The sequence below is a fragment of the Mycobacterium sp. FW102-FHT13B02 genome (genome assembly GCF_058790275.1).
Window position 1 is genome coordinate 281190 of record NZ_JBYTCM010000002.1, and the last position, 21344, is coordinate 302533.

The following is a 21344-nucleotide window of genomic DNA, read 5'->3' on the forward strand; positions in this document are numbered from 1 at the left end:
AGCTACGTCCGCCCTCCAGGGTTAGTCAATACCCCGGGTACCGCATACCTTGGGTTCGCGTCGCGCGGTTGAAGGGTGCGGCTACCCGCCCCGATACCCTTCGGTGCATGCGCACCATCCACGTCATCGGTATCGGTGCCGGCGACCCGGACTACGTCACCGCCCAGGCCGTCACGGCGCTCAATGACACCCAGGTTTTCTTCGCCATGGACAAAGGCGACATCAAGGACGATCTTGTCGCGTTGCGCAGGCTGATCTGCGAGCGGTTCATCGAGAAGCCCGACTACCGGTTCGTGGCACTGCCGGATCCCAAGCGGGCCAAAGACGGTGACTATCAGGAGGCCGTGGCGGAATGGCACGCCGCGCGGGCCCGGCTGTGGGCCGAGGCCATCGAGACCGAACTCGGACCCGACGGCGTCGGGGCCTTTCTGGCGTGGGGTGATCCGTCGCTCTACGACAGCACTCTGCGCATCCTCGACCGCGTCGCCGAACACGTCGAGTTCGAGTTCGACGTCATTCCCGGCATCACCGCCATCCAGGCGCTCACCGCCCGACATCGCATACCGCTCAACAACATCGGGGAGCCGGTGCTCATCACGACGGGCCGTCAGCTGCGTGAAGCCGGACTGGCCGGGGCCGCGGTCGTGATGCTCGACGGCGAGTGCTCGTTCCTGGAATGCCCACCGCAGACCCGCATTTGGTGGGGTGCCTACCTCGGCACCCCCGACGAGATGCTGATCGCCGGCACCATCGGCGAGGTCGGCAACCAGATCGCGCGCGAGCGCGCCGAAGCCCGGGCCCGGCACGGCTGGATCATGGACACCTATCTGCTGCGGGCAGAATCGACGGTATGAAATCGTTGCTGCTGCGAGCCTGTGTGACCGGCTTGGCATTGTGGTTGGTCACCCGCATGATCCCGGGTATCCACTTCGTCTTCGTCGAGGGCAGTTCCCGACTGGAGCGGGTCGGCATCATCTTGGTCGTCGCGTTCATCTTCGGACTGGTCAACGCCATCATCAAGCCGATCGTGCAGCTGTTCGCGATTCCGCTGTACATCCTCACGCTCGGCCTGATCCACATCGTCATCAACGCCTGGATGCTGTGGATCACCTCGTGGATCACCGAGCACACCACGCACTGGGGCCTGGCGATCGACCAGTTCTGGTTCACCGCGATCTGGGCGGCCATTCTGCTGTCGGTGGTCGGCTGGGCGCTGGGTCTGGTGCAGCGCGCCATTGAGAGTTAGGCCAGTGACGCCTGAATCGCCTGTATTTCGCAGGCGCCGAAGGCCGGTGGTTCGGTGATGTCGTCGGCGTGCCGGCCGCTGCGGATCGCGTCGGCGAGGCCGCTGATCGTGGTGGTCAGCTGCTCAGCGTCGCCCGGCGTGACCGGGGCGCCGGACCGTTCGGTGGCCCATGCCGCAGCCAACGTCCGGTAGGCCAGCTGCTCGGTGGCGACGATGGCCGGCCAAAGTCGTTCTGCCGCAACCCGGCTCCGGGCCGATCCGCCGATGGCGGTGTCGTACGCGGGGAGCATGGCCATGGCGCGTAACTGCAGATCGCGCCGGTCATTGCGGGCCTGCCCGGTGGTTACCGCTGCCGCGGCCAGATGCCCGACCACGACGGCGACGGCATCCAGCGTCGCGGCGATCGCCTGTGCCGGGCCCGCCGCGGCATGTCCGCGCCGCGTGCACCACAGCACCAGAAGTGCTACCGCGCAACCGATCACGGTGTCGATACCGCGGGCGAGCAGCACGTCGGGCACGTTGGTGATGTGGTGACCGCCCGACGCGATGGTCAGCGCCGCGGGCGTGATGAAGACGACCGCGACGGTGTAGTTGCGCACCACGAACATCTCGATCAGGAACTGCAGCGTGCCGACGATCAGGGCGAGCCAGGGCCCACCCGGCGCGGCGATCAAGATGCCGCCCGCCAGGACCAGGCCGAGCCAGGTGCCCAGCGTGCGTTCGATGCCGCGCTGTACCGTGCGTCGCCAATCGAAGCCCTGGTGCAGCATCAGGACCGCCGCTGCCATCGCCCAGTAGGCGTGGTCCATGTTCAGGCCGACGGTGACGGAACCGGCGATCGCGACGGCGACCGCGGTGCGCAGGGCCGCGGTCAGTGGGGGAGCTCCCGGCGCCACCGCCCGTCGCAGCAGGGTCCCGACCGACGGGCGTCCCAGCGGGATCAGGCCCTCGGAACTGCCGCCGATGTCGTCGGGCACCGCGCCCAGTTGCCGGGCCAACGCAGCGCCGTCGACGGACATCGGGTGGCCGCGGTCGGCGGCCGCCATCGCCTCGGCGAACAACACGTGCAGCCGGCGGTTCGTCATCCGGAGCCGGAACAGGGCGTCATCCGGTTTGGGGCGCATCGGCTGGAACGTCACCAGGGTGATCCAGGCTTCGTGCAGGAGTTGCGCGGCGCGGTGCCGGGCGTCGGGCGACGCGGTTTCGATATAGGTGGCCACCGCTTCGGCGGCGCCGGCCACCGCGGCGCGCTCCGGGCCGCGCGGGCGGACCAGTGCGCCGGTCATGTGGACCACCCACGAGAACGCACCGCCGGCCAGCACCAGCACGCCCAGCCGCAATGGGCTCAGATGCTCGGTCGCGATCCCGACCGCCGCCGCGCAGGCCAGCACCGGCATGTAGGCGCCCGGCGGACCGACCGACAGTGCCTGGCAGATCAGCACGGCGATCATCGCGATCACCGTGACGACGAGCACTCCAGACCATGGGCTCGCGGCCGCCCAGTCGCCGAGCGCGACGACCACTGCGAACGAGACGGCGATCGCGCCGAGATACATCGCGCGGTTGAGGTACGGGCGCCCGCTGCCGTACAGGGAGGTGAAGCCACCGATGGTGGCGACCAGCCCGGCGGACACATCTCCGGCGGCCCACCCGACAAAAATCGGCACCATCATGCAGACCGCGGCCCGCAGGGCGAACGGCCAGCGACGCGGTACGGCGTTCATGACGAGCATGCGTCGCAGCGGGTTCGTGGCCGGGGCGGGCGCCGAGCGGTCTGCCATGTGTACAGCATGCGGTACCTCGAGTCGCTAGCCTGAACCCATGCCGGAACTTCCCGAGGTCGAGGCGCTCGCCGATCACCTGCGTCGTCATGCGGTCGGTCTGCCGGTGGGCCGCGTCGACGTCGCCGCCCTGTCCGTGCTCAAGACCTTCGACCCGCCGCCGACCGCGCTGTACGGCCACGAGGTGACGGGAGCGGGCCGGTGGGGCAAGTACCTGGGCCTGCAGGTCGGCGACCTATATCTCATCACGCACCTGTCCCGGGCAGGGTGGTTGCGCTGGTCGGAGAAGCTGGCTGCCGCGCCACTCAAACCGGGCAAGGGGCCCATCGCCCTGCGGGTGCATCTCGGAAAGCCGGGTGAGGCACCGGGTTTCGACCTCACCGAGGCCGGAACCCAGAAGCGGCTGGCGGTCTGGCTGGTGAACGATCCGCTGGCGGTGCCGCAGATCGCCTCGCTTGGCCCCGACGCGCTGTCACTCGGACCGGCGGAGTTGGGCGCGGTCCTGGCCGGCAACACCGGCCGGGTCAAGAACGTCATCACCGACCAGCGGGTGATCGCCGGGATCGGTAATGCCTACAGTGACGAAATCCTGCATGTGGCCAAGCTTTCGCCGTTCGCGACCGCGGGCAAGTTGACCGACGAACAGCTGGGGACTCTGCACGACGCGATGATCTCGGTGCTCTCCGATGCGGTGACCCGATCGGTGGGCCAGGGCGCGGCAACCCTCAAGGGCGAGAAGCGCTCTGGCCTCCGAGTACACGCCCGCACCGGGCTACCCTGCCCCGTCTGCGGGGACACGGTGCGTGAGGTGTCTTTCGCGGACAAGTCTTTTCAGTACTGCCCGACGTGCCAGACGGGTGGCAAGATTCTCGCCGACCGGCGAATGTCCAAGCTGCTCAAGTGATTAAGTTGCAGTAGTTCTTGGTGGCGGCCGCAAGTGCCTGCTGGTAGAGCGGATCAAGCTGTCGGTTCGCGGTGACCTGGGTGCGGGCCACGTCGAGCGCGGGTGCGCAGCCCGGGCTCTGCAGAATGCCCTGTTGCGCGGCCATCTCGGCGACCATGGTGCGGTTGAAACCGTCTATCGCCGTGCGGGATTCGGACAGATCGGGTGCCGTCATGGGCGCGGTTCCCGGATCGAACTTCCACTGGCTGAACCGCTGGTACTCGATGCCCTCGGTGGCGTGAATCTGGTCGGTGAACACCTTCCGGACGAACGCCGGGTCGGCGCCGGCGCTGCGCGCCTGTGCACCGACCGCGGCCAGCACCGCGTCGACCCGTGCCGGATCCTCGATCGAGCCGCCCTTGATCCACTTGACCGCGGCCACGGGGTCGGCGGTCTGCAGCCGCTGGGCCGCGGTGTCGACCAGCCGGAACAGTGGATCGTCGTCGGCGTGGGCGAGAGGCATCGACGTCATTCCCAACACGGCAACCAACAGTGCGGCGAGCTTCATACGTCGATCCTGCACCCTCCGACCTTTCTTGACGGGTGTCGAGTTGGCTACGCTGCAGTCATGACTCGGCAGAAGATCCTCATCACCGGCGCGAGCTCGGGCCTGGGCGCGGGTATGGCCCGGCAGTTCGCCGCCAAAGGCCGCGACTTGGCACTGTGCGCCCGCCGCCTGGACAACCTCGAAGAACTGAAGGCGGAGCTGACGGCGAAGTACCCCGGCGTCACCGTCGCTATCGCGGCGCTGGACGTCAACGATCACGACCAGGTGCCCAAGGTTTTCGAGGAGCTGTCCGACCAGCTCGGCGGCATCGATTGCGTCATCGTCAACGCCGGTATCGGCAAGGGCTACCCGCTGGGTGGCGGGAAGCTGTGGGCCAACAAGGCCACCATCGAGACGAATCTTGTTGCGGCGCTGGTGCAGATCGAGACCGCGCTGGAAATGTTCAAGGCTGCGGGCCGGGGACACCTGGTTCTGGTGTCGTCGGTGCTCGGCAACGTCGGGGTGCCCGGCTACAAGGCCGCCTACGCCGCGAGCAAGGCCGGCGTCACGTCGTTGGGTGAGTCGCTGCGCGCCGAGTACCCGTCCGGCCCGATCAAGGTCACCGTCCTGGAGCCCGGCTACATCGAGTCTGAGATGACCGCGAAGTCCAACTCCACCATGCTCATGGTCGACAACGAGACCGGCGTCAAGGCCATGGTCGACGCCATCGAGAAGGAGAAGGGCCGCGCCGTCGTCCCCGGCTGGCCGTGGTGGCCCCTGGTCGAGGTCATGAAGCTGATGCCACCGCGCTTCACCAAGTACTTCGCCTAGTGATTTGTGCACGATTTTCCGCGCCAGGCCGCGGATTTTCGTGCACAAATTGCTACGAAACGCGGCCGCGTTCGGTGCGGTAGCGGCGGACGAGGGCATCGGTCGAGCTGTCGGACTGCGGGGCGGGCGCGGCGTCGGACGTGATGACCGGCAGTAGCGCCTTGGCCTGCGTCTTGCCGAGCTCGACGCCCCACTGGTCGAATGAGTCGATGCCCCAGATGACGCCCTCGGTGAAGACCTGGTGCTCGTACAACGCGATCAGCTGACCGACCACCGATGGCGTCAGCTTGCTCGCCAAAATCGAAGTGGTGGGCCGGTTTCCGGGCATCACCTTGTGCGGGACGACGTCGGCGGGCGTGCCTTCGGCAGCGATCTCCTCGGCGGTCTTGCCGAACGCCAGCACTTGGGTCTGGGCGAAGAAGTTGCTCATCAGCAGGTCGTGCATGCTGCCGGTGCCGTCGGCGGTGGGCAGGTCGTCAGTCGGCTCGCTGAACCCGATGAAGTCGGCCGGCACCAGCCGGGTGCCCTGATGCAGCAGTTGGTAGAAGGCGTGCTGACCGTTGGTTCCCGGCTCGCCCCAGAAGATTTCTCCGGTATCGGTGCTCACCGGGGTGCCGTTGGCGCGCACCGATTTGCCGTTGGACTCCATGGTCAGCTGCTGCAGGTAGGCGGCGAACCGGGCCAGGTCGTTGGAGTAGGGCAGCACCGCACGGGCTTGTGCGCCAAAGAAATCCGAGTACCACAGCCCGATGAGGCCAAGCAGCGCAGGCGCATTCGCCTCCAGGGGCGCAGTGCGGAAGTGTTCGTCGACCAGATGGAAACCGGCCAGGAATTCGCCGAACCGTTCCTTGCCGATGACGGCCATCACCGAAAGCCCGATGGCGCTGTCCACGGAGTAGCGGCCACCGACCCAGTCCCAGAAGCCGAACATGTTGGCGGTGTCGATGCCGAACTCCGACACCAGCTTTGCGTTGGTCGACACCGCGACGAAGTGCTTGGCGACGGCGTCATCACCCAGAGCGGCGACCAGCCAGCGCCGGGCGGCCGTGGCATTCGTCAACGTCTCCAGGGTCGAGAACGTCTTCGACGCGACGATGAAAAGCGTTGTGGCAGGGTCGAGTCCGTCCAGTTTGGCGATCAGATCCGCCGGGTCGACGTTGGACACGAACCGGGCCGAGATGCCGGCGTCGGCATAATGGCGCAGCGCCTGGTCGACCATCACCGGTCCCAGGTCACTGCCGCCGATGCCGATGTTGACCACCGTTGTGATGCGCTGCCCGCTGGCGCCGGTCCACTCACCGCTGCGCAGCCGGTCGGTGAACGTTCCCATGTCGTCGAGCACCGAATGCACGTCGGCGACCACGTCCTGACCGTCGACCACCAGCGACGCCCCACGGGGCAGCCGCAGCGCGGTGTGCAGCACCGCGCGGTCCTCGGAGGTGTTGATGTGCTGACCGGCGAACATGGCATCGCGGCGCTCTTCCAGGCCGGCCGCCCGGGCCAGGTCGAGCAGCAGCGTCAGCGTCTCGCGGGTCACCCGGTGCTTGCTGTAGTCGATGTACAGATCGCCGACGGTCAGCGTCAGCTCGCGGCCGCGCTCCGGGTCGTCGGCAAACAGCTCGCGCAGCGTGGTGGCCTCAACCGCGGCGTGGTGCGCGGTGAGCGCATTCCAGGCTGGGGTGGTCGAGATGTCGGCAGCGGGAGTGTGATCAGCCATGCCTCAAACCCTAGTGTGACGTAGGAAACGCCGCCGTACATGATGGGTGTATGGACATCGCCGAGCTGCTGTCGTCTGTCCCAACTGGCCTCTGGATCGGTGGTGAGGAACGCGCCGGCCAGGCCACCTTCGAGGTGCTCGATCCGGCCACCGAAGACGTCATCACCCGCGTCGCCGACGCGACACCACAGGACGGCGTGGCCGCGCTGGATGCCGCGGCCGCCGTCGAGAAGGACTGGGCGGCAACTCCGGCGCGCGAGCGGGGTGAAATCCTGCGATCGGTCTTCGAGACCATCACCGCACGCGCCGAGGACCTGGCCACGCTGATGACGCTCGAGATGGGCAAGGTTCTCGCCGAGAGCCGCGGTGAGGTCAAGTACGGCGCCGAGTTCTTCCGCTGGTTCGCCGAGGAGGCCGTCCGCATCGGCGGGCGCTACACCCCGAGCCCGGCCGGTACCGGGCGGATCGTCGTCACCAAGTCGCCTGTCGGCCCGTGCTACGCGGTGACACCGTGGAACTTCCCGCTGGCCATGGGCACCCGCAAGATCGGCCCGGCGCTGGCGGCCGGCTGCACCATGCTGGTCAAACCAGCCGCGGAAACTCCGCTGACCATGTTGCTGCTGGCCAAGCTGATGGACGACGCCGGCCTACCCAAGGGCGTGCTGTCCGTCCTCCCGACCACCCGCCCCGGCGAGCTGACCGAGGCCCTCATGAACGACGGCCGGCTGCGCAAGCTGACCTTCACCGGGTCGACGGGCGTCGGCCGATCGCTGGTACAGCAGGGCGGTGAGAAGCTGCTCCGGATGTCGATGGAACTCGGCGGCAACGCGCCGTTCGTGGTGTTCGACGACGCCGACATCGACGCCGCGGTCGACGGCGCGATCCTCGCGAAGATGCGCAACGGCGGCGAGGCGTGCACCGCGGCCAACCGCTTCCACGTCGCCAACTCGGTGCGCGAGGAATTCACCACGAAGCTGGTGCAGCGGATGAGCGAGTTCAGGCTCGGCAACGGCCTGGACGCGAACGCGACGCTCGGACCACTGATCAACGCCAAACAGGTCGGCACGGTGACCGACCTGGTGTCCGACGCGGTGTCGCGTGGGGCGACCGTCGCTGTCGGGGGCACCGCTCCTGGCGGGCCGGGCTACTTCTATCCCGCGACGGTGCTGGCCGACGTGCCCGCCGATGCCCGCATCCTCAAGGAAGAGGTGTTCGGACCCGTTGCCCCCGTCACCGGCTTCGACACAGAGGAGGAGGCGATCGCCGCGGCCAACGACACCGAGTACGGGCTGGCGGCCTACATCTACACGCAGTCGCTGGATCGGGCGCTGCGGGTGTCCGAGGCACTGGAGACCGGGATGGTCGGCGTCAACCGCGGCGTCATCTCCGACCCGGCGGCGCCGTTCGGCGGCGTGAAGTCGTCAGGATTCGGCCGCGAGGGCGGTACCGAAGGCATCGAGGAGTACCTCGACACCAAGTACATCGCCCTCACCTCTTAACGCGAGCGTGCGTGTCTGCGCGCGACACGCGGTGAATTCTGCGCACAAACGTCGCGCTCAACGTCGTCGAGTGCGACGTCGTTGGCGGTCAACTGCGGTGTGTCGTGCGCAGACGCGCACGCTCGCGGAGTTGATCAGTGGCCGAGGCGGCCGCGGCCCAGGCGCAGCAGGAGCATGGCGAGGTCTTTGCCCTCGGGGCCCAGCTCGCTGTAGCGCTCGATCACCTTCATCTCACGGCTGTGCACCAGTCGGGTGCCGCCGGAGGCCATGCGGGCCTTGCCGATCATCTTGGACACCTCGGTGCGACGGGCGACGGCCGCCAGAATGGCGGCGTCCAGCTCATCGATCTCGAGGCGCAGCTCATCGATGTTGGGGAGTTCGGTTTCGGTCGACATGGTTTCCTCGCTGTTGGTGGATTCTGGTGTCATCCGAATTCAGGCCTCACACAACAAACGAGCCCCGGATCCGGATGCGGACCACGGGGCTGAAGGGAAGCAGCTAAACCCCGGGTACCGGCGTCCGGTACCCGTAGAAAAATCGCTGCTGCGCATTGAGCACGTTTCGAGTGTGCCATCCCGGCCCGTGCCAGCGCAAAGGGGCGAGTGAAGCGACGGGAAATGCGTGGGTTGTCGCACCCCGGCGGTAAGTTTGAGCTGATATGACGAGCCCCAATGTGACCAGCACTGCCCCCGACACAGACCAGTTGTTAGACGGCCTCAACCCGCAGCAGCGTGCAGCTGTGCTGCACGAGGGTTCGCCCCTGCTGATCGTGGCCGGTGCCGGCTCGGGCAAGACGGCGGTGCTCACCCGGCGCATCGCCTATCTGCTCGCCAATCGCGACGTCGGCGTCGGTCAGGTCCTGGCCATCACGTTCACCAACAAGGCCGCCGCCGAGATGCGGGAACGCGTGGTCCAGCTGATCGGCCCGCGCGCCAAGTCGATGTGGGTGTCGACGTTCCACTCCACGTGCGTTCGCATTCTGCGCAACCAGGCGTCGCTGCTGCCGGGGCTGAACTCCAACTTCTCCATCTATGACGCCGACGACTCGCGCCGGTTGCTGATGATGGTCGGCAAGGACCTGAACCTCGACGTCAAACGGTATTCGCCGCGCATGCTGGCGACCGCGATCTCGAACCTGAAGAACGAACTGATCGACCCGCTGCAGGCCGCCTCGGAGGCGTCCGAGGCCGATGAGGAGCTGCCGCGCATCGTCGCCGAGGTGTACGGCGAATACCAGCGCCGGCTGCGCGCCGCGAACGCCATGGACTTCGACGACCTGATCGGCGAGACCGTCGCTGTGCTGCAGAACTTTCCGCAGATCGCGCAGTACTACCGGCGCCGCTTCCGGCACATCCTGGTCGACGAATACCAGGACACCAACCACGCGCAGTACGTGCTGGTACGCGAGCTCGTCGGGCACCACGCGCCCGAAGGCGCCGATGACGTCCCGCCCGCCGAGCTGTGCGTCGTGGGCGACGCCGACCAGTCCATCTACGCGTTCCGCGGCGCGACCATCCGCAATATCGAGGATTTCGAGCGCGACTTCCCGAACGCGAAAACGATTCTGCTGGAACAGAATTACCGGTCCACCCAGAACATCCTGTCGGCCGCGAACGGGGTCATCAGCCGCAATGCCGGCCGCCGGGACAAGAAGCTGTGGACCGACGCGGGCGAGGGTGAGTTGATCGTCGGCTACGTCGCCGACAACGAGCACGACGAGGCGCGGTTCATCGCCGAGGAGATCGACACGCTGACCACCAAGGGCAGCGGCATCGACACCAAGTTCACGTACGGCGACGTCGCGGTGTTCTACCGCACCAACAACTCGTCACGGTCGGTGGAAGACATCTTCATCCGGGCCGGCATTCCGTACAAAGTCGTCGGCGGCATGCGCTTCTACGAGCGCAAGGAGATTCGCGACATCGTCGCGTACCTGCGCGTGCTGGACAATCCGGGCGACGCCGTGAGCATGCGCCGCATCCTCAACACCCCGCGCCGGGGCATCGGTGACCGCGCCGAGGCCTGCGTGGCGGTGTACGCCGAGAACACCGGTGCCAGCTTCAACGATGCGCTACAGGCCGCCGCCGAGGGGCGGGTGCCGATGCTGAACTCCCGCTCGGAGAAGGCAATTGCCAGTTTCGTCGAGCTGCTGGACAGCCTGCGTGGCGGGCTCGACGGCGAGCTGGGCGACCTGGTCGAGACGGTGCTGGACCGCACCGGTTACCGCCGCGAGCTGGAGGCGTCGAGTGATCCGCAGGATCAGGCGCGGCTGGACAACTTGAACGAATTGGTCAGCGTCGCACACGAATTCAGCACCGACCTCGCCAACGCGCGGGCCCTTCAGGAAGAGGAGCTGGACGAGGACGTGCCCGACACCGGGGCGTTGGCCGCGTTCCTGGAGCGGGTCTCGCTGGTGGCTGATGCCGACGAAATCCCCGAGGACGGCGACGGCGTCGTCACCATGATGACGCTGCACACCGCCAAAGGCCTCGAATTCCCCGTGGTTTTCGTGACCGGCTGGGAAGACGGCATGTTCCCGCACATGCGCGCCCTCGGCGATCCCACCGAGTTGTCCGAGGAACGCCGGCTGGCCTACGTCGGCATCACCCGGGCCCGGCAGCGGTTGTACCTCAGCCGCGCCAAGGTGCGGTCGTCGTGGGGTCAGCCCATGCTGAACCCGGAATCACGCTTCCTGCAAGAGATTCCGCAGGAGCTCATCGACTGGCGACGGGTCGAGCCGCCGCCATCGCTGTCGGCGCCGAGTCGCTACGGCTCCGGCGGATCAGGTGGTGGTGGTCTGGGTGGTGGACGCCCGTCGCCCATGCGGCCGGCCCCGAATCGCAACAAGCCGCTGGTGGTGCTCTCACCGGGTGACCGCGTGACCCACGACAAGTACGGCCTGGGACGGGTAGAAGAGGTCAGCGGTGTCGGCGAATCGGCCATGTCGCTCATCGACTTCGGCAGCTCCGGCCGGGTCAAGCTGATGCACAACCACGCGCCGGTACAGAAGCTTTAGCGTCGTCGCGCGCGAAACACGGTGGTGCGATCTCGCTGATTTTTAGCGGGATTCACGTTGGCGCCGTCAGGTTTTGGTGCACCAACGCCCGGTGACAGGCAGCATCGCAAGCACCATGCTCGTGATGGGCAGCACCGGGATGCCGTAGACGATCGGCGGCAGTTTTGCCCCGGCGACGAACAAACTGGCGAAGATCACCAGCGTCACCAGAGCGCCGACCACAACCAGCATGCGGCCGGTCCGGTGGCGCAGCAGCACCGCGATCTGGCCGCCGATGGTCGCCCCCGCGGATACCGCGGCGAGGAAGCCGATGGCGACGCAGAACAGCGGGTCGGTGCGCCACCATCCGGCGATCAGCGAGGTGGCGATGACCGCGGTGGCCCAGCCGCTCAGGATGCAGGCGGTGGCGGTGGCGCAGGCGGCGAACGGGCCGGCTGGAGGCTTCGGGGCCGCGTCCTTGCCGTGGCCGGGTGCCGCGAGGTGGGTGGTCCCCGGTGCGTCGGGTTCGACCAGCCCGGGCAGGATCAGGCCAGTGGCCGCGGGTTCGATGATGCTGGTCTGCGGAGCATCGGCCACGGGGATCGCGCCGGTCGGTGTGCGCCGGATGATGCTGGTCGCTGGAGCGCTGTCGTCAGCGGGGTGCACGACCGGGATGGCACCTGTGGGAGCGCGACGGATCAGGCCGGTCTTGGCGTCATCATCAGGCGTTTGCGCGAATGCAGGGCCGGACTGCCGTCCGAAAGTCTGCGTGGGGTCGGACAAGTGCGTCTGGGCTGGCCCGTCGGCGGTGTTGTCGTCCTTCACGGATCAGCCGACGTAGTTACCCGGGCTCAGGCCACGCTGTGCCAGCCACGGCACGGGATCGATGCGCTGGCTGCCACCGAGGAGTACCTCGAAGTGGCAGTGCGGGCCGGTCGAGTTGCCCCGGTTGCCGATGGTGGCGATCTGGTCGCCGGCGAAAACGCGCTGGCCAACCGACACCACCCAGGTGTTGACGTGGCCGTACAGCGTCACGGTGCCATCAGAGTGGCGGACCTTGACCCAGGCGCCGTAACCGGCGGTCGGACCCGCGGCGACGACCACGCCGTCCGAAACCGCGACGATCGGGGTGCCGATGGGGCCGGCGATGTCGATACCGCCGTGCAGCGCACCCCAGCGATAGCCGAAACCGGAGGTGAACACACCCTTGGTCGGCATCACGAACAGCGGGCGGGCCAGGCGGGCTTCGCGCTCGGCGCGCTCTTGCGCGTAGGCGGCGCCGTTGGCCAGCTCCTGGGCGTGCACCGCCCCAGACGAGGCGGCCGGTTCGACGTTGACGATCTGGATGCCATCAGATGACCCGGCCGATCCGTCCGCCCGGACAACCTGATCAGCGGCCAGCTTGGTGCTGGTCGGCTGATCGGCGCTGGCCATCATCGAATACCCGGCGGCGGCGGTGGCGCCGACAGCCACGGCAGCGGCGACCAGGCGGCCCTTCACACCATGGACGGGCTCAGGCTTGCGATGGGAGCCACGGCTCGCACGCAGATCGATGACGTCAGTGTCGTCGAGGCCGTTGCTGTTGTCGGTGTGGCTGTCGCGGTAGGCGCTCACAGAGAGGCGCGTGGCGCCTCCGGGCTGCCGGAATTCGGCCGGAACAGTCAGGATCAGGGGAGTCTCGTCGTCGGTATCGTTCAGATCGTCGAGCTCGGGGGCGGCATTGACGCGGGAATCGCGGTCGAAGGCGTTCTCGGAGAGGTCCAGATCATCCAGATCGCCGAACTCATTGAACGGGATGATGTCGGTTACTTCGGCTGGGCTCACAGCGCGCGTGGATAGCTTGATGGTGCGGGCAGCGTTCTCGGTGACGCCGGCGTTCGTCGCTTCTCCGCGGGGAGTGCCAGACGAATCGTGCTCAGCCAACCGAAAATTCCTTTGCTCCGTGACCGTACCGTTACCGAGACCGCCCATGACGGTACTGAAAATCAGAACCTATTGGCAACCTATCGATGCCATTGGGCGGGAAGTGTGATTTGCCTCACTCGTGGCAGTCGGGTGAGATGTACCACATGGGTGCTAGGCGGTGCTGGCTACTCACGCGTACATAGATACAGTGCGCAACGAGCCAGTGCGGCCCAACGCTGAAGTGAATTCAAATCGTCAACGCAGACAGAACGGGATTTCTCAGAGCTCATGGATCTCTTCGAGTACCAGGCGAAAGAGCTGTTCGCCAAGCACAACGTCCCTACTACACCGGGCCGGGTCACCGAGTCCGCCGATGATGCCAAGGCGATCGCCGAGGAGATCGGCAAGCCCGTCATGATCAAGGCGCAGGTCAAGGTCGGCGGTCGTGGTAAGGCCGGTGGTGTGAAGTACGCCGCCACTCCGGAGGACGCTCTCACCCACGCGCAGAACATCCTCGGCCTGGACATCAAGGGCCACATCGTCAAGAAACTGCTCGTTGCCGAGGCCAGCGACATCGCGGAGGAGTACTACATCTCCTTCCTGCTCGATCGCGCCAACCGCACCTACCTCGCCATGTGCTCGGTCGAGGGTGGCATGGAGATCGAAGAGGTCGCCGCCACCAAGCCGGAGCGTCTCGCCAAGGTTGCCGTCAACGCCGTCAAGGGTGTTGACCTGGCCTTCGCCCGTGAGATCGCCGAGAAGGGCCACCTGCCCGCCGAGGTGCTCGACGCCGCGGCCGTGACCATCCAGAAGCTGTGGGAGGTCTTCGTCGCCGAAGACGCCACCCTGGTAGAGGTCAACCCGCTGGTTCGCACCCCCGACGACCAGATCCTGGCGCTGGACGGCAAGGTCACCCTGGACGAGAACGCCAACTTCCGTCAGCCCGGCCACGCCGAGTTCGAGGACAAGGAAGCCACCGACCCGCTCGAGCTCAAGGCCAAGGAGCACGACCTCAACTACGTCAAGCTCGACGGCGCGGTCGGCATCATCGGTAACGGTGCCGGGCTGGTCATGTCGACGTTGGACGTCGTCGCCTACGCCGGTGAGAACCACGGCAACGTCAAGCCCGCCAACTTCCTGGACATCGGCGGTGGCGCCTCGGCCGAGGTGATGGCCGCCGGTCTGGACGTCATCCTGAACGACAGCCAGGTCAAGAGCGTCTTCGTCAACGTCTTCGGTGGCATCACCGCGTGTGACGCGGTCGCCAACGGCATCGTCAAGGCTCTGGAAATGCTGGGCGACGAGGCCAACAAGCCGCTGGTCGTCCGTCTCGACGGCAACAACGTCGAAGAGGGCCGTCGCATCCTGGCCGAGGCCAACCACCCGCTGGTGATCCAGGCCGAGACCATGGATTCCGGTGCCGACAAAGCCGCCGAGCTGGCGAACAAGTAAGGGAGCCAACAACTTATGTCTATCTTCCTGAACAAGGATTCCAAGGTCATCGTCCAGGGCATCACCGGCGGTGAGGGCACCAAGCACACCAAGCTGATGCTGAAGGCCGGCACCCAGGTCGTCGGCGGCGTGAACGCGCGCAAGGCCGGCACCAAGGTCTCGCACGTGGACAAGGACGGCAACGACATCGAGCTGCCGGTGTTCGCCACCGTGGCAGAGGCCATGAAGGAGACCGGCGCCGACGTGTCGATCGCCTTTGTGCCGCCGGCCTTTTCGAAGGACGCCATCATCGAGGCCATCGACGCCGAGATCCCGCTGCTGGTCGTCATCACCGAGGGCATCCCGGTGCAGGACAGCGCTTATGCGTGGGCCTACAACGTCGAGAAGGGTCAGAAGACCCGCATCATCGGCCCCAACTGCCCGGGCATCATCACCCCCGGTGAGGCGCTGGTCGGCATCACCCCGAACAACATCACCGGCAAGGGCCCGATCGGTCTGGTCTCCAAGTCCGGCACCCTGACCTACCAGATGATGTACGAGCTGCGCGATTTCGGCTTCTCGACCGCCATCGGCATCGGCGGCGACCCGGTCATCGGCACCACCCACATCGACGCCATCGAGGCGTTCGAGAAGGACCCGGAGACCAAGGTCATCGTGATGATCGGCGAGATCGGTGGCGACGCCGAAGAGCGTGCCGCCGACTACATCAAGGCCAACGTCACCAAGCCGGTCGTCGGCTACGTCGCGGGCTTCACCGCTCCCGAGGGCAAGACCATGGGCCACGCGGGCGCCATCGTGTCGGGCTCGTCGGGCACCGCACAGGCCAAGAAGGAAGCCCTCGAAGCTGCCGGCGTGAAGGTCGGCAAGACCCCGTCGGCCACCGCTGCGCTGGCTCGCGAGATCCTTCAGTCGCTGTAATTTCTCTGCGCAACAGGCCCCTACCTTTTGGTGGGGGCCTGTTGTGTTTCGCGGCGAATGCAGTCAGACGCGGCCGCCCAGGTACTGGGCGAGGAAGCGCTCGACGGCGTGGTACATGTCGATCTGGTTGTCGGGGTTGAGGAATCCGTGTCCTTCGTCGGCCTTGACCATGTACTCGACTTCGACTCCGCCGGCGCGCAGCGCCTCGACAAGGTTGTCGGATTCTGCTTGCACGACGCGAGAGTCGTTGGCGCCCTGGACAACCAGCAGTGGTGTGCGGATCTGATCCACCTTGGTGATGGGGGAGCGGGCCAGCATGTCGGCCTCCTGCGCGGGGTCGTTGGGGTCGCCCACGTATGTGTGCCAGTTGGTGGCAAGGAACGGCCGGGCCACGTTGGGCAGGGTGCGCATGAAGTTCGCGAGACTTGAGATCCCGACGTAGTCGATGGCCGCCGCGAACACGTCCGGGGTGAACGTCACGCCGACCAGCGCGGCGTAACCGCCGTACGAGCCGCCAAAGATTGCCACCTTGTCTCGATCGGCGTAGCCCTGCTTGACGGCCCAGTCGACGGCGTCGATGAGGTCGTCGTGCATCTTGCCCGCGAATTCCCCGATCGCAGCCTTGGTGAAGGCCTTGCCGTAGCCCGTCGAGCCGCGAAAGTTCACCTGCAGCACCGCGTATCCGCGATTGGCCAGCAGCTGCACATCGGGTTGGAAGCCCCAGCAGTCGCGCGCCCACGGACCGCCGTGGACCAGCAGGACCAACGGCAGTTCGACGGGTTCGATCCCAACCGGCAGTGTCAGATACGAATGCAGGTCCAGCCCGTCGCGCGACGTGATCGTCACGGGTGTCATCGGGGCGAGCGCATCGGGGTCCAGCCGCGCGTAAGGCCGGAACAGCAGCCGGCTTTCGCCGGTCGAGTGGTCGTAGAGGTAGGTCGCCCACGGATCCCGGTCATGAGTGAAGCTGACCACCCACCGCCGCCCACGGTCGTCAGATGACACGGTGGCGAGGTCGCCGTCTGAGAGTTTGACCAGATTCTCCAGCACCGCAGCGAAATTCGGGTCCAGCGGGTGAATGACCTGGCGTTCGCCGTAGTAGCGGACGCCGATCAGATCACCGGTCCGCGCGCTGAGAATGAACGGTGACGGGAGGACCATCTGGTTCCCCAGGTCGAATGTCGGGTGGCTGTCAACCTCGGTCTCAGCGCCGGTGGCCACGTCGACCAGGACCAGTCGAGATCGGTCACTGTTCTCATACGAGGGGAGCCAGATGCCCTTGCCGTCCGGCGTGACGGTGACCGGGAAGATGCCCACCGGGTAGTCGCTGCCGTCGTAGACCTTGACCGGACGCAGGGTGCTGGTTGCCGGGTCCCAATGCGAGATCTCGACGTCGCCTTCCGTGGTCAGCGTATTGGTGAACAGGTCACCGCTCGGCCCGCTCAGCCAGTTGACGACGCTGCCGGGATTCTCCGCGCGGAGCGTGAGTTCGCCTGTGGCGATATCGAGTTCGTAGACGTCGAACAGTTCGGGGTTGCGTTTGTTGATCTGGACGATGGCCTTTCCCGGCAATCCCTTGGGCAGCTCGAAACTCGCTCGCGTCCCGGGAAACGGGGTCAGGTCCACTGCGGGTGTGTCCGGGTTCTCCAGGTCGATGCGGTACACATGCCAGTTCTCGTCACCGCCGGAGTCCTGCATGTAGAGCATCCAGCGTGGATTGTCGGTCCACCGGTAGATGTACACACTGCGCGTTTCGTCGGCCGTGACGCACCGTGCGGTCGCGTCGTCGTCGACGTCCTGCACCCAGACGTTCAGGCGGTTCTTCCACGGTGCCAGGTACGCGATCCTGGATCCGTCCGGCGAGATCGTCGCCGCCGTGCGCTCGGGTGCGCTGAAAAGGTCTTCGACGGAGATGAGTTCGGGTAGCGCCATGGGAATCCTTTCTTGGACAGGCTTGTTCGCCGGGCCGGTAGTCGCCGGCTCGTGAGGAATATGGGATTGTCAGGGTTTGACGGGGCCGCCCAGCCTGCCGTTGGTGGCTTCGCGGATCGCGCGGTCCATGAGCGCCAGCGCCTCCGCCTGGCTGACTTTTTTGCCGTCGACCACGATTGCCTTGCTCACGTCTTCGTCGACGACGCGGAAGGCGCCCGTGACTGCCGCCGCGCACAGACGGACGGTGAGATCGTCGTCGGGTAAGCCCAATCGGTCGGCGATGACCGGGATGAGTCCGCGCTCCATGCGGTCGTGGACCATCAGGTACGCAGTGCGCAGGGCGGGGTCGGATTCGGTCATGGTCGCCAGCCGGATCGCGCTGAGCTCGTCCTCGATGTCCTGCGGTGACAGCGGATACGCAATGGCATCTGCCGCAAGGTGTTCCGACAACGAGAGTTCGTGCGGCCAGCGCCGGGCGCTCGCCAGGAACCGGTCGGCTGACTTGGCGAGCAGGGGTTCGACGCAACTTTCCTTGCTGCGGAAATAGCGCCAGATGGTGCGGGTGGAGAGTCCGGCGGCCGCCGCGATGTCGTCACCGCTGGTTCCGGCGACGCCCCGTTCCCAGAACAGGGCGCAGGCAATGCGGGACACCACGATCCGTGCCTGGTCCTGCTTGTCGCTCATTTCCCTCACCTCCTGTCACTTAGTGACAGCTCAACTGTGTCACTAAGTGACAGCCTCGTCAAGGAGTCGGGTCGTGTCCGCGCACAAGGGCCGTAGTTCGCAGCTCCGGCCTGTGCGCGCTCTGGCGGCACGCTCGCAACGTCAGCGCTGGCGGCGCTCGCGGTAGTGCAGATAGTTCCGCAGCAGCGGATCGCTGAGGTCGTACCAGGTGGCGCGGCGATCGCCGGAGTCCGATTTTGCGGGGTGGACCCAGCCGCCTGTTGTGAGGCGGCCCAGAGCCGCCGACGCTGACTGATTCGAAATACCCACGGCGGCAGCTAAATCGGTGACGGTGCGTGGACCGTCGGCGCGGGCCAGTTCGACAATCAGGCGTTGCTCGCCGGCAGGCAGCTGCCAGATGAGTTGCTGGTAGTGGGGCGTGAGCTGTTCCAGGGCCGCATCGGCGGCGGGAGTGACGCTTTCGAACGCGGCTCGGTCGGCGATCTCCGCGATGATCTGCCAAACCCGCGGGGAGCGGCCGACGAGTTGGGTGACGTCGTCGATACGAGATAGCCCCCCGGAAGTCTGGACGTACGAAGCCAATTCGCGATCGCGGGCGTGTCGGGTGAGGAACTCGGCGACGTCAGCGTCGGTGAGGTCGGGGAGCTCCTCGATGATGAACGATCCGTACCACGGGTGGGTGCGCGACGAGACGCCCGGGAACAGCGCCGGTGCTGTCGCGAATACCAGTACTGCGGTGGATGTTTCGACCCAGGCGCGGAAGCTGCCCTGACCGGCTTCGCCGATGGCGTCGAAGATGCGGTCGGCATTCTCGATCGCGATCAGTACCATCCTGCCCGCGGCGAGATCGAGGATTTCCCGTTCCAGTTCCAGCGCGTCGCCACGGAGGTCGCGTGCGCGTGCGGCCACGTCGGGGCCTTGCGTGCGGAGCAGTTCGACGAGGAGGTCGGGGTAACTGCCGATGGCGAGGGCGTCCTCTGGAAGTGCCAGCAGCAGTACGGCTTTCGCGGCTTTGCGCTGTTTCAATGCGCGATAGAGGGTGACCTGCAGGGTGTGGGTCTTGCCGGTACCGCGCGGCGCGACGAGCAAGGTGTGCGGACGCGAGCCGTCCTGTGCAGAGCTGACGAGGCGGTCCGTCAGCCGCTTCAGCAGTGCAGCGCGGCCGACGGTGCGGGCGTCGAGTTCGGCGGGGTCGACGGTGCCGGGGGAGAAAGCGGGGTGGGTCATCGCTTATCGCCTCATGGCCCGCCAAGCCGATTGCACCAGGCCGGAGGCGAAGCAGTCGTCGTCACCGACGCGGCGCAGATAGTGGTCCTGTTCCAAGCGCTCGATAAAGGACACCAACTGGTCGCGGTCGCGGATCGGTGAACCCTCGGTCTGCAGGAACTGGATGGTTGCATCGACACTCAAAGGTGTTGGGGCATAGGCGTAGATGTCGAGGAGAGCGGCGATCGCGGGGGCGTCGTCGCCGTAGTAGTTTCGCAGTCGGTCGCGGTAGTGGCGGAGGTCCCACGGGTCGTGCGGGTCAACGATCGCGGCCGCGAGTAGTTCGCCGATCCGGTGTGGCTGCACAGAGCCCTCCCGTGCGGCGGCTGCGACCAGGTGCTGGATGTAGTACGGGACATTCTCGGCGGCAGTCGCAACGGATTCGGCCACCAGGTGTCGGTCAGTGGTCGGGACGTTTGCGCCGAGTAGCAGGCACTCGGCCAGGTACGTGGCGTGGTCGTGGCGAATCGGGCCGACGGTCACTTTGCGGATGTCGTTGACGGAGCTGAGCGCGTCCTCCGAAACGTGATGAAATCCAATGGAACCGGACAAGACGGTGGCGAGCCGTCCTGAATGCTCCTGGCGGAACCGGCGGAGCAGGTGCAGGAAGGCGTCTCCGCCGCCGGGCTTCTCGCGCTCGAGGTTGCGGGCCAGCACGGTGACCTCGTCGATGAACAACACCAGCGGGCCGTTCTTGGTGCGGGCCACCGCGCGCTGCAGCAGATCATCGAGCGCGGCGTCGACGCGGATCCGCTCGAACTTGAACGGCCCGGTACCGACCGCGACCTTCCAGCGGTCGACCTCCTGCCGCAGGGCATTGTCGACGCGCCCGAGTTCGGCGGCGAGGGCGGTGACGAATTCGGCATAGGTCTGCCGCTCTGCGCTGACCGAGACGACGGTCAGGCCCTGTAGGCGCGCGGTGTGCGCGACGAGGCGGGACAGTGACGTCTTGCCGTGGCGGCGGTCGCCGACCAGGGCGGCGCCACCATCGAGGAGGCTGGCCAGGATCTCCTGCTGCTCGCGGACGCGGCCCACCACGTTCTCGGGCGGGACGACGCCGCCGACCACGAGAGACATGGGTCTGATGGGCCAATTCATGACCGCAATTGTACGTCGAAATAGATGTACGTCTAGGAAGTTGTACGTTTAAGTTGTCGTGGGTTAGAAGGTCCAGCTGCCCGAGGGCTGGAGAACGAAGCCATGGTTGGTGGCGGTGTTGATGCAGGCGGTGAGGCTGTCGGTGCCAACGACGCAAGTAACTTCGTGTGCATCATCAGTCAGCTTCTGGCCGATGTTCAACAGAGCGTCATTCGTCTGAAGGCACGGTTGATCCGACTGGCCGAAAGCGAATGACTCTGCGGGCGATGCACCCTGGTGTACCGACGGGCATACCGACTGTTTTTGCGCCGGGAGGCCGGGTACTGCACCGGAGCACCAGGACGTTGGTCCGATTGCGCAATTCATTCCGTCAGGCGTGCGAAAGAACAGGTAGCCGACTTCCCATCGCTGATCCCGCGTCAACGGACGGGCGAATGGAGCCGGGTTAACTTGGGTGAAGCTGGCGATATCAGGAAATCCGGGCGGGGCTGCAGTCGCAATCGCCGTCGACGTCAGACCCGTGGCTGCAGCGACGAGACTGGCAGTCGTTGATGCTAAAAAGACCAGGGATTTGTACGCGATACTCACAG

General features: G+C 66.3%; 19 protein-coding genes and 1 pseudogene. 9 read left to right on the forward strand and 11 right to left on the reverse strand.

The annotated features are described in order from the left end of the window. Positions 1–107: 107 nt before the first annotated feature. Positions 108–854, forward strand: coding sequence for a precorrin-6A synthase (deacetylating) (gene cobF, locus AC3WTE_RS04260; RefSeq protein WP_492435906.1), 747 nt, complete (start codon positions 108–110; stop codon positions 852–854). Continuing rightward, positions 851–1246: a phage holin family protein gene (locus tag AC3WTE_RS04265; RefSeq protein WP_492435908.1), complete on the forward strand. Its 396-nt coding sequence runs from the start codon at positions 851–853 to the stop codon at positions 1244–1246. Before cobF ends, AC3WTE_RS04265 begins: the two co-directional genes overlap by 4 nt. On the opposite strand, the gene AC3WTE_RS04270 is transcribed toward AC3WTE_RS04265, so the two are convergent. Continuing rightward, the gene (locus AC3WTE_RS04270) at positions 1243–3027 is read right to left on the reverse strand and encodes an FUSC family protein (protein WP_492435909.1); all 1785 of its coding nucleotides are present in this window, start codon (positions 3025–3027) and stop codon (positions 1243–1245) included. The two genes, AC3WTE_RS04265 and AC3WTE_RS04270, sit on opposite strands and share 4 nt — an antisense overlap. A 40-nt stretch (positions 3028–3067) precedes the next feature. Here AC3WTE_RS04270 and AC3WTE_RS04275 point away from each other — a divergent pair. Both AC3WTE_RS04275 and AC3WTE_RS04280 read left to right on the forward strand, forming a co-directional pair. After that, positions 3068–3310, forward strand: a pseudogene (locus AC3WTE_RS04275) (DNA-formamidopyrimidine glycosylase family protein); the annotation flags it as partial. A gap of 147 nt (positions 3311–3457) precedes the next feature. Continuing rightward, the gene (locus AC3WTE_RS04280) at positions 3458–3931 is read left to right on the forward strand and encodes a zinc finger domain-containing protein (RefSeq protein WP_492436283.1); all 474 of its coding nucleotides are present in this window, start codon (positions 3458–3460) and stop codon (positions 3929–3931) included. On the opposite strand, the gene AC3WTE_RS04285 is transcribed toward AC3WTE_RS04280, so the two are convergent. Further along, positions 3924–4478 carry a chorismate mutase gene (locus tag AC3WTE_RS04285; protein ID WP_492435911.1) on the reverse strand — a complete coding sequence of 185 codons (555 nt, stop codon included), beginning with the start codon at positions 4476–4478 and terminating at the stop codon, positions 3924–3926. The genes AC3WTE_RS04280 and AC3WTE_RS04285 overlap by 8 nt on opposite strands. A gap of 60 nt (positions 4479–4538) precedes the next feature. On the opposite strand from AC3WTE_RS04285, the gene AC3WTE_RS04290 reads away from it, so the two are divergent. Continuing rightward, on the forward strand, positions 4539–5288 hold the full coding sequence (locus tag AC3WTE_RS04290; protein ID WP_459368350.1) for an SDR family oxidoreductase: 750 nt from the start codon (positions 4539–4541) through the stop codon (positions 5286–5288). A gap of 52 nt (positions 5289–5340) precedes the next feature. Here AC3WTE_RS04290 and pgi read toward each other — a convergent pair whose 3' ends face one another. Then, a complete protein-coding gene (pgi, locus tag AC3WTE_RS04295; protein ID WP_492435913.1) occupies positions 5341–7005 on the reverse strand; it encodes a glucose-6-phosphate isomerase in 1665 nt (554 codons plus the stop codon). 50 nt (positions 7006–7055) lie between these two features. Here pgi and AC3WTE_RS04300 point away from each other — a divergent pair, with 50 nt between their 5' ends. Next, positions 7056–8504, forward strand: a complete 1449-nt coding sequence (locus AC3WTE_RS04300) for an NAD-dependent succinate-semialdehyde dehydrogenase (protein ID WP_492435915.1) — start codon at positions 7056–7058, stop codon at positions 8502–8504. A 134-nt stretch (positions 8505–8638) separates the two neighbouring features. On the opposite strand, the gene AC3WTE_RS04305 is transcribed toward AC3WTE_RS04300, so the two are convergent. Further along, the gene (locus tag AC3WTE_RS04305) at positions 8639–8932 is read right to left on the reverse strand and encodes a chorismate mutase (RefSeq protein WP_492435917.1); all 294 of its coding nucleotides are present in this window, start codon (positions 8930–8932) and stop codon (positions 8639–8641) included. A gap of 230 nt (positions 8933–9162) precedes the next feature. Between AC3WTE_RS04305 and pcrA the strand changes: the two genes are divergently transcribed. Then, positions 9163–11520, forward strand: a complete 2358-nt coding sequence (gene pcrA / locus AC3WTE_RS04310; RefSeq protein ID WP_492435919.1) for a DNA helicase PcrA — start codon at positions 9163–9165, stop codon at positions 11518–11520. Between the two features lie 66 nt (positions 11521–11586). Here the strand turns inward: pcrA and AC3WTE_RS04315 are convergent, their stop codons facing one another. Together AC3WTE_RS04315 and AC3WTE_RS04320 are read right to left on the reverse strand one after the other, a co-directional pair. Next, positions 11587–12282 carry a hypothetical protein gene (locus AC3WTE_RS04315; protein ID WP_492436285.1) on the reverse strand — a complete coding sequence of 232 codons (696 nt, stop codon included), beginning with the start codon at positions 12280–12282 and terminating at the stop codon, positions 11587–11589. 45 nt (positions 12283–12327) lie between these two features. After that, the gene (locus tag AC3WTE_RS04320) at positions 12328–13422 is read right to left on the reverse strand and encodes a M23 family metallopeptidase (RefSeq protein WP_492435920.1); all 1095 of its coding nucleotides are present in this window, start codon (positions 13420–13422) and stop codon (positions 12328–12330) included. A gap of 270 nt (positions 13423–13692) precedes the next feature. Between AC3WTE_RS04320 and sucC the strand changes: the two genes are divergently transcribed. Beyond that, on the forward strand, positions 13693–14856 hold the full coding sequence (sucC, locus tag AC3WTE_RS04325; protein ID WP_459368356.1) for an ADP-forming succinate--CoA ligase subunit beta: 1164 nt from the start codon (positions 13693–13695) through the stop codon (positions 14854–14856). Positions 14857–14871: 15 nt separating this feature from the next. Then, the gene (gene sucD, locus AC3WTE_RS04330) at positions 14872–15774 is read left to right on the forward strand and encodes a succinate--CoA ligase subunit alpha (protein WP_459368357.1); all 903 of its coding nucleotides are present in this window, start codon (positions 14872–14874) and stop codon (positions 15772–15774) included. Between the two features lie 63 nt (positions 15775–15837). Here sucD and AC3WTE_RS04335 read toward each other — a convergent pair whose 3' ends face one another. The 5 genes from AC3WTE_RS04335 to AC3WTE_RS04355 form a co-directional block, all read right to left on the reverse strand. Then, positions 15838–17706 carry a S9 family peptidase gene (locus AC3WTE_RS04335; protein ID WP_492435922.1) on the reverse strand — a complete coding sequence of 623 codons (1869 nt, stop codon included), beginning with the start codon at positions 17704–17706 and terminating at the stop codon, positions 15838–15840. 69 nt (positions 17707–17775) lie between these two features. Continuing rightward, the gene (locus AC3WTE_RS04340) at positions 17776–18390 is read right to left on the reverse strand and encodes a TetR/AcrR family transcriptional regulator (protein ID WP_492435924.1); all 615 of its coding nucleotides are present in this window, start codon (positions 18388–18390) and stop codon (positions 17776–17778) included. A gap of 141 nt (positions 18391–18531) precedes the next feature. Further along, the gene (locus AC3WTE_RS04345; protein WP_492435926.1) at positions 18532–19617 is read right to left on the reverse strand and encodes a MarR family transcriptional regulator; all 1086 of its coding nucleotides are present in this window, start codon (positions 19615–19617) and stop codon (positions 18532–18534) included. Positions 19618–19620: 3 nt separating this feature from the next. Beyond that, complete coding sequence (locus AC3WTE_RS04350; protein ID WP_492436287.1) at positions 19621–20733, reverse strand: ATP-binding protein; 1113 nt, start codon at positions 20731–20733, stop codon at positions 19621–19623. A gap of 84 nt (positions 20734–20817) precedes the next feature. Beyond that, the gene (locus AC3WTE_RS04355) at positions 20818–21342 is read right to left on the reverse strand and encodes a hypothetical protein (RefSeq protein WP_492435927.1); all 525 of its coding nucleotides are present in this window, start codon (positions 21340–21342) and stop codon (positions 20818–20820) included. Positions 21343–21344: the final 2 nt, after the last annotated feature.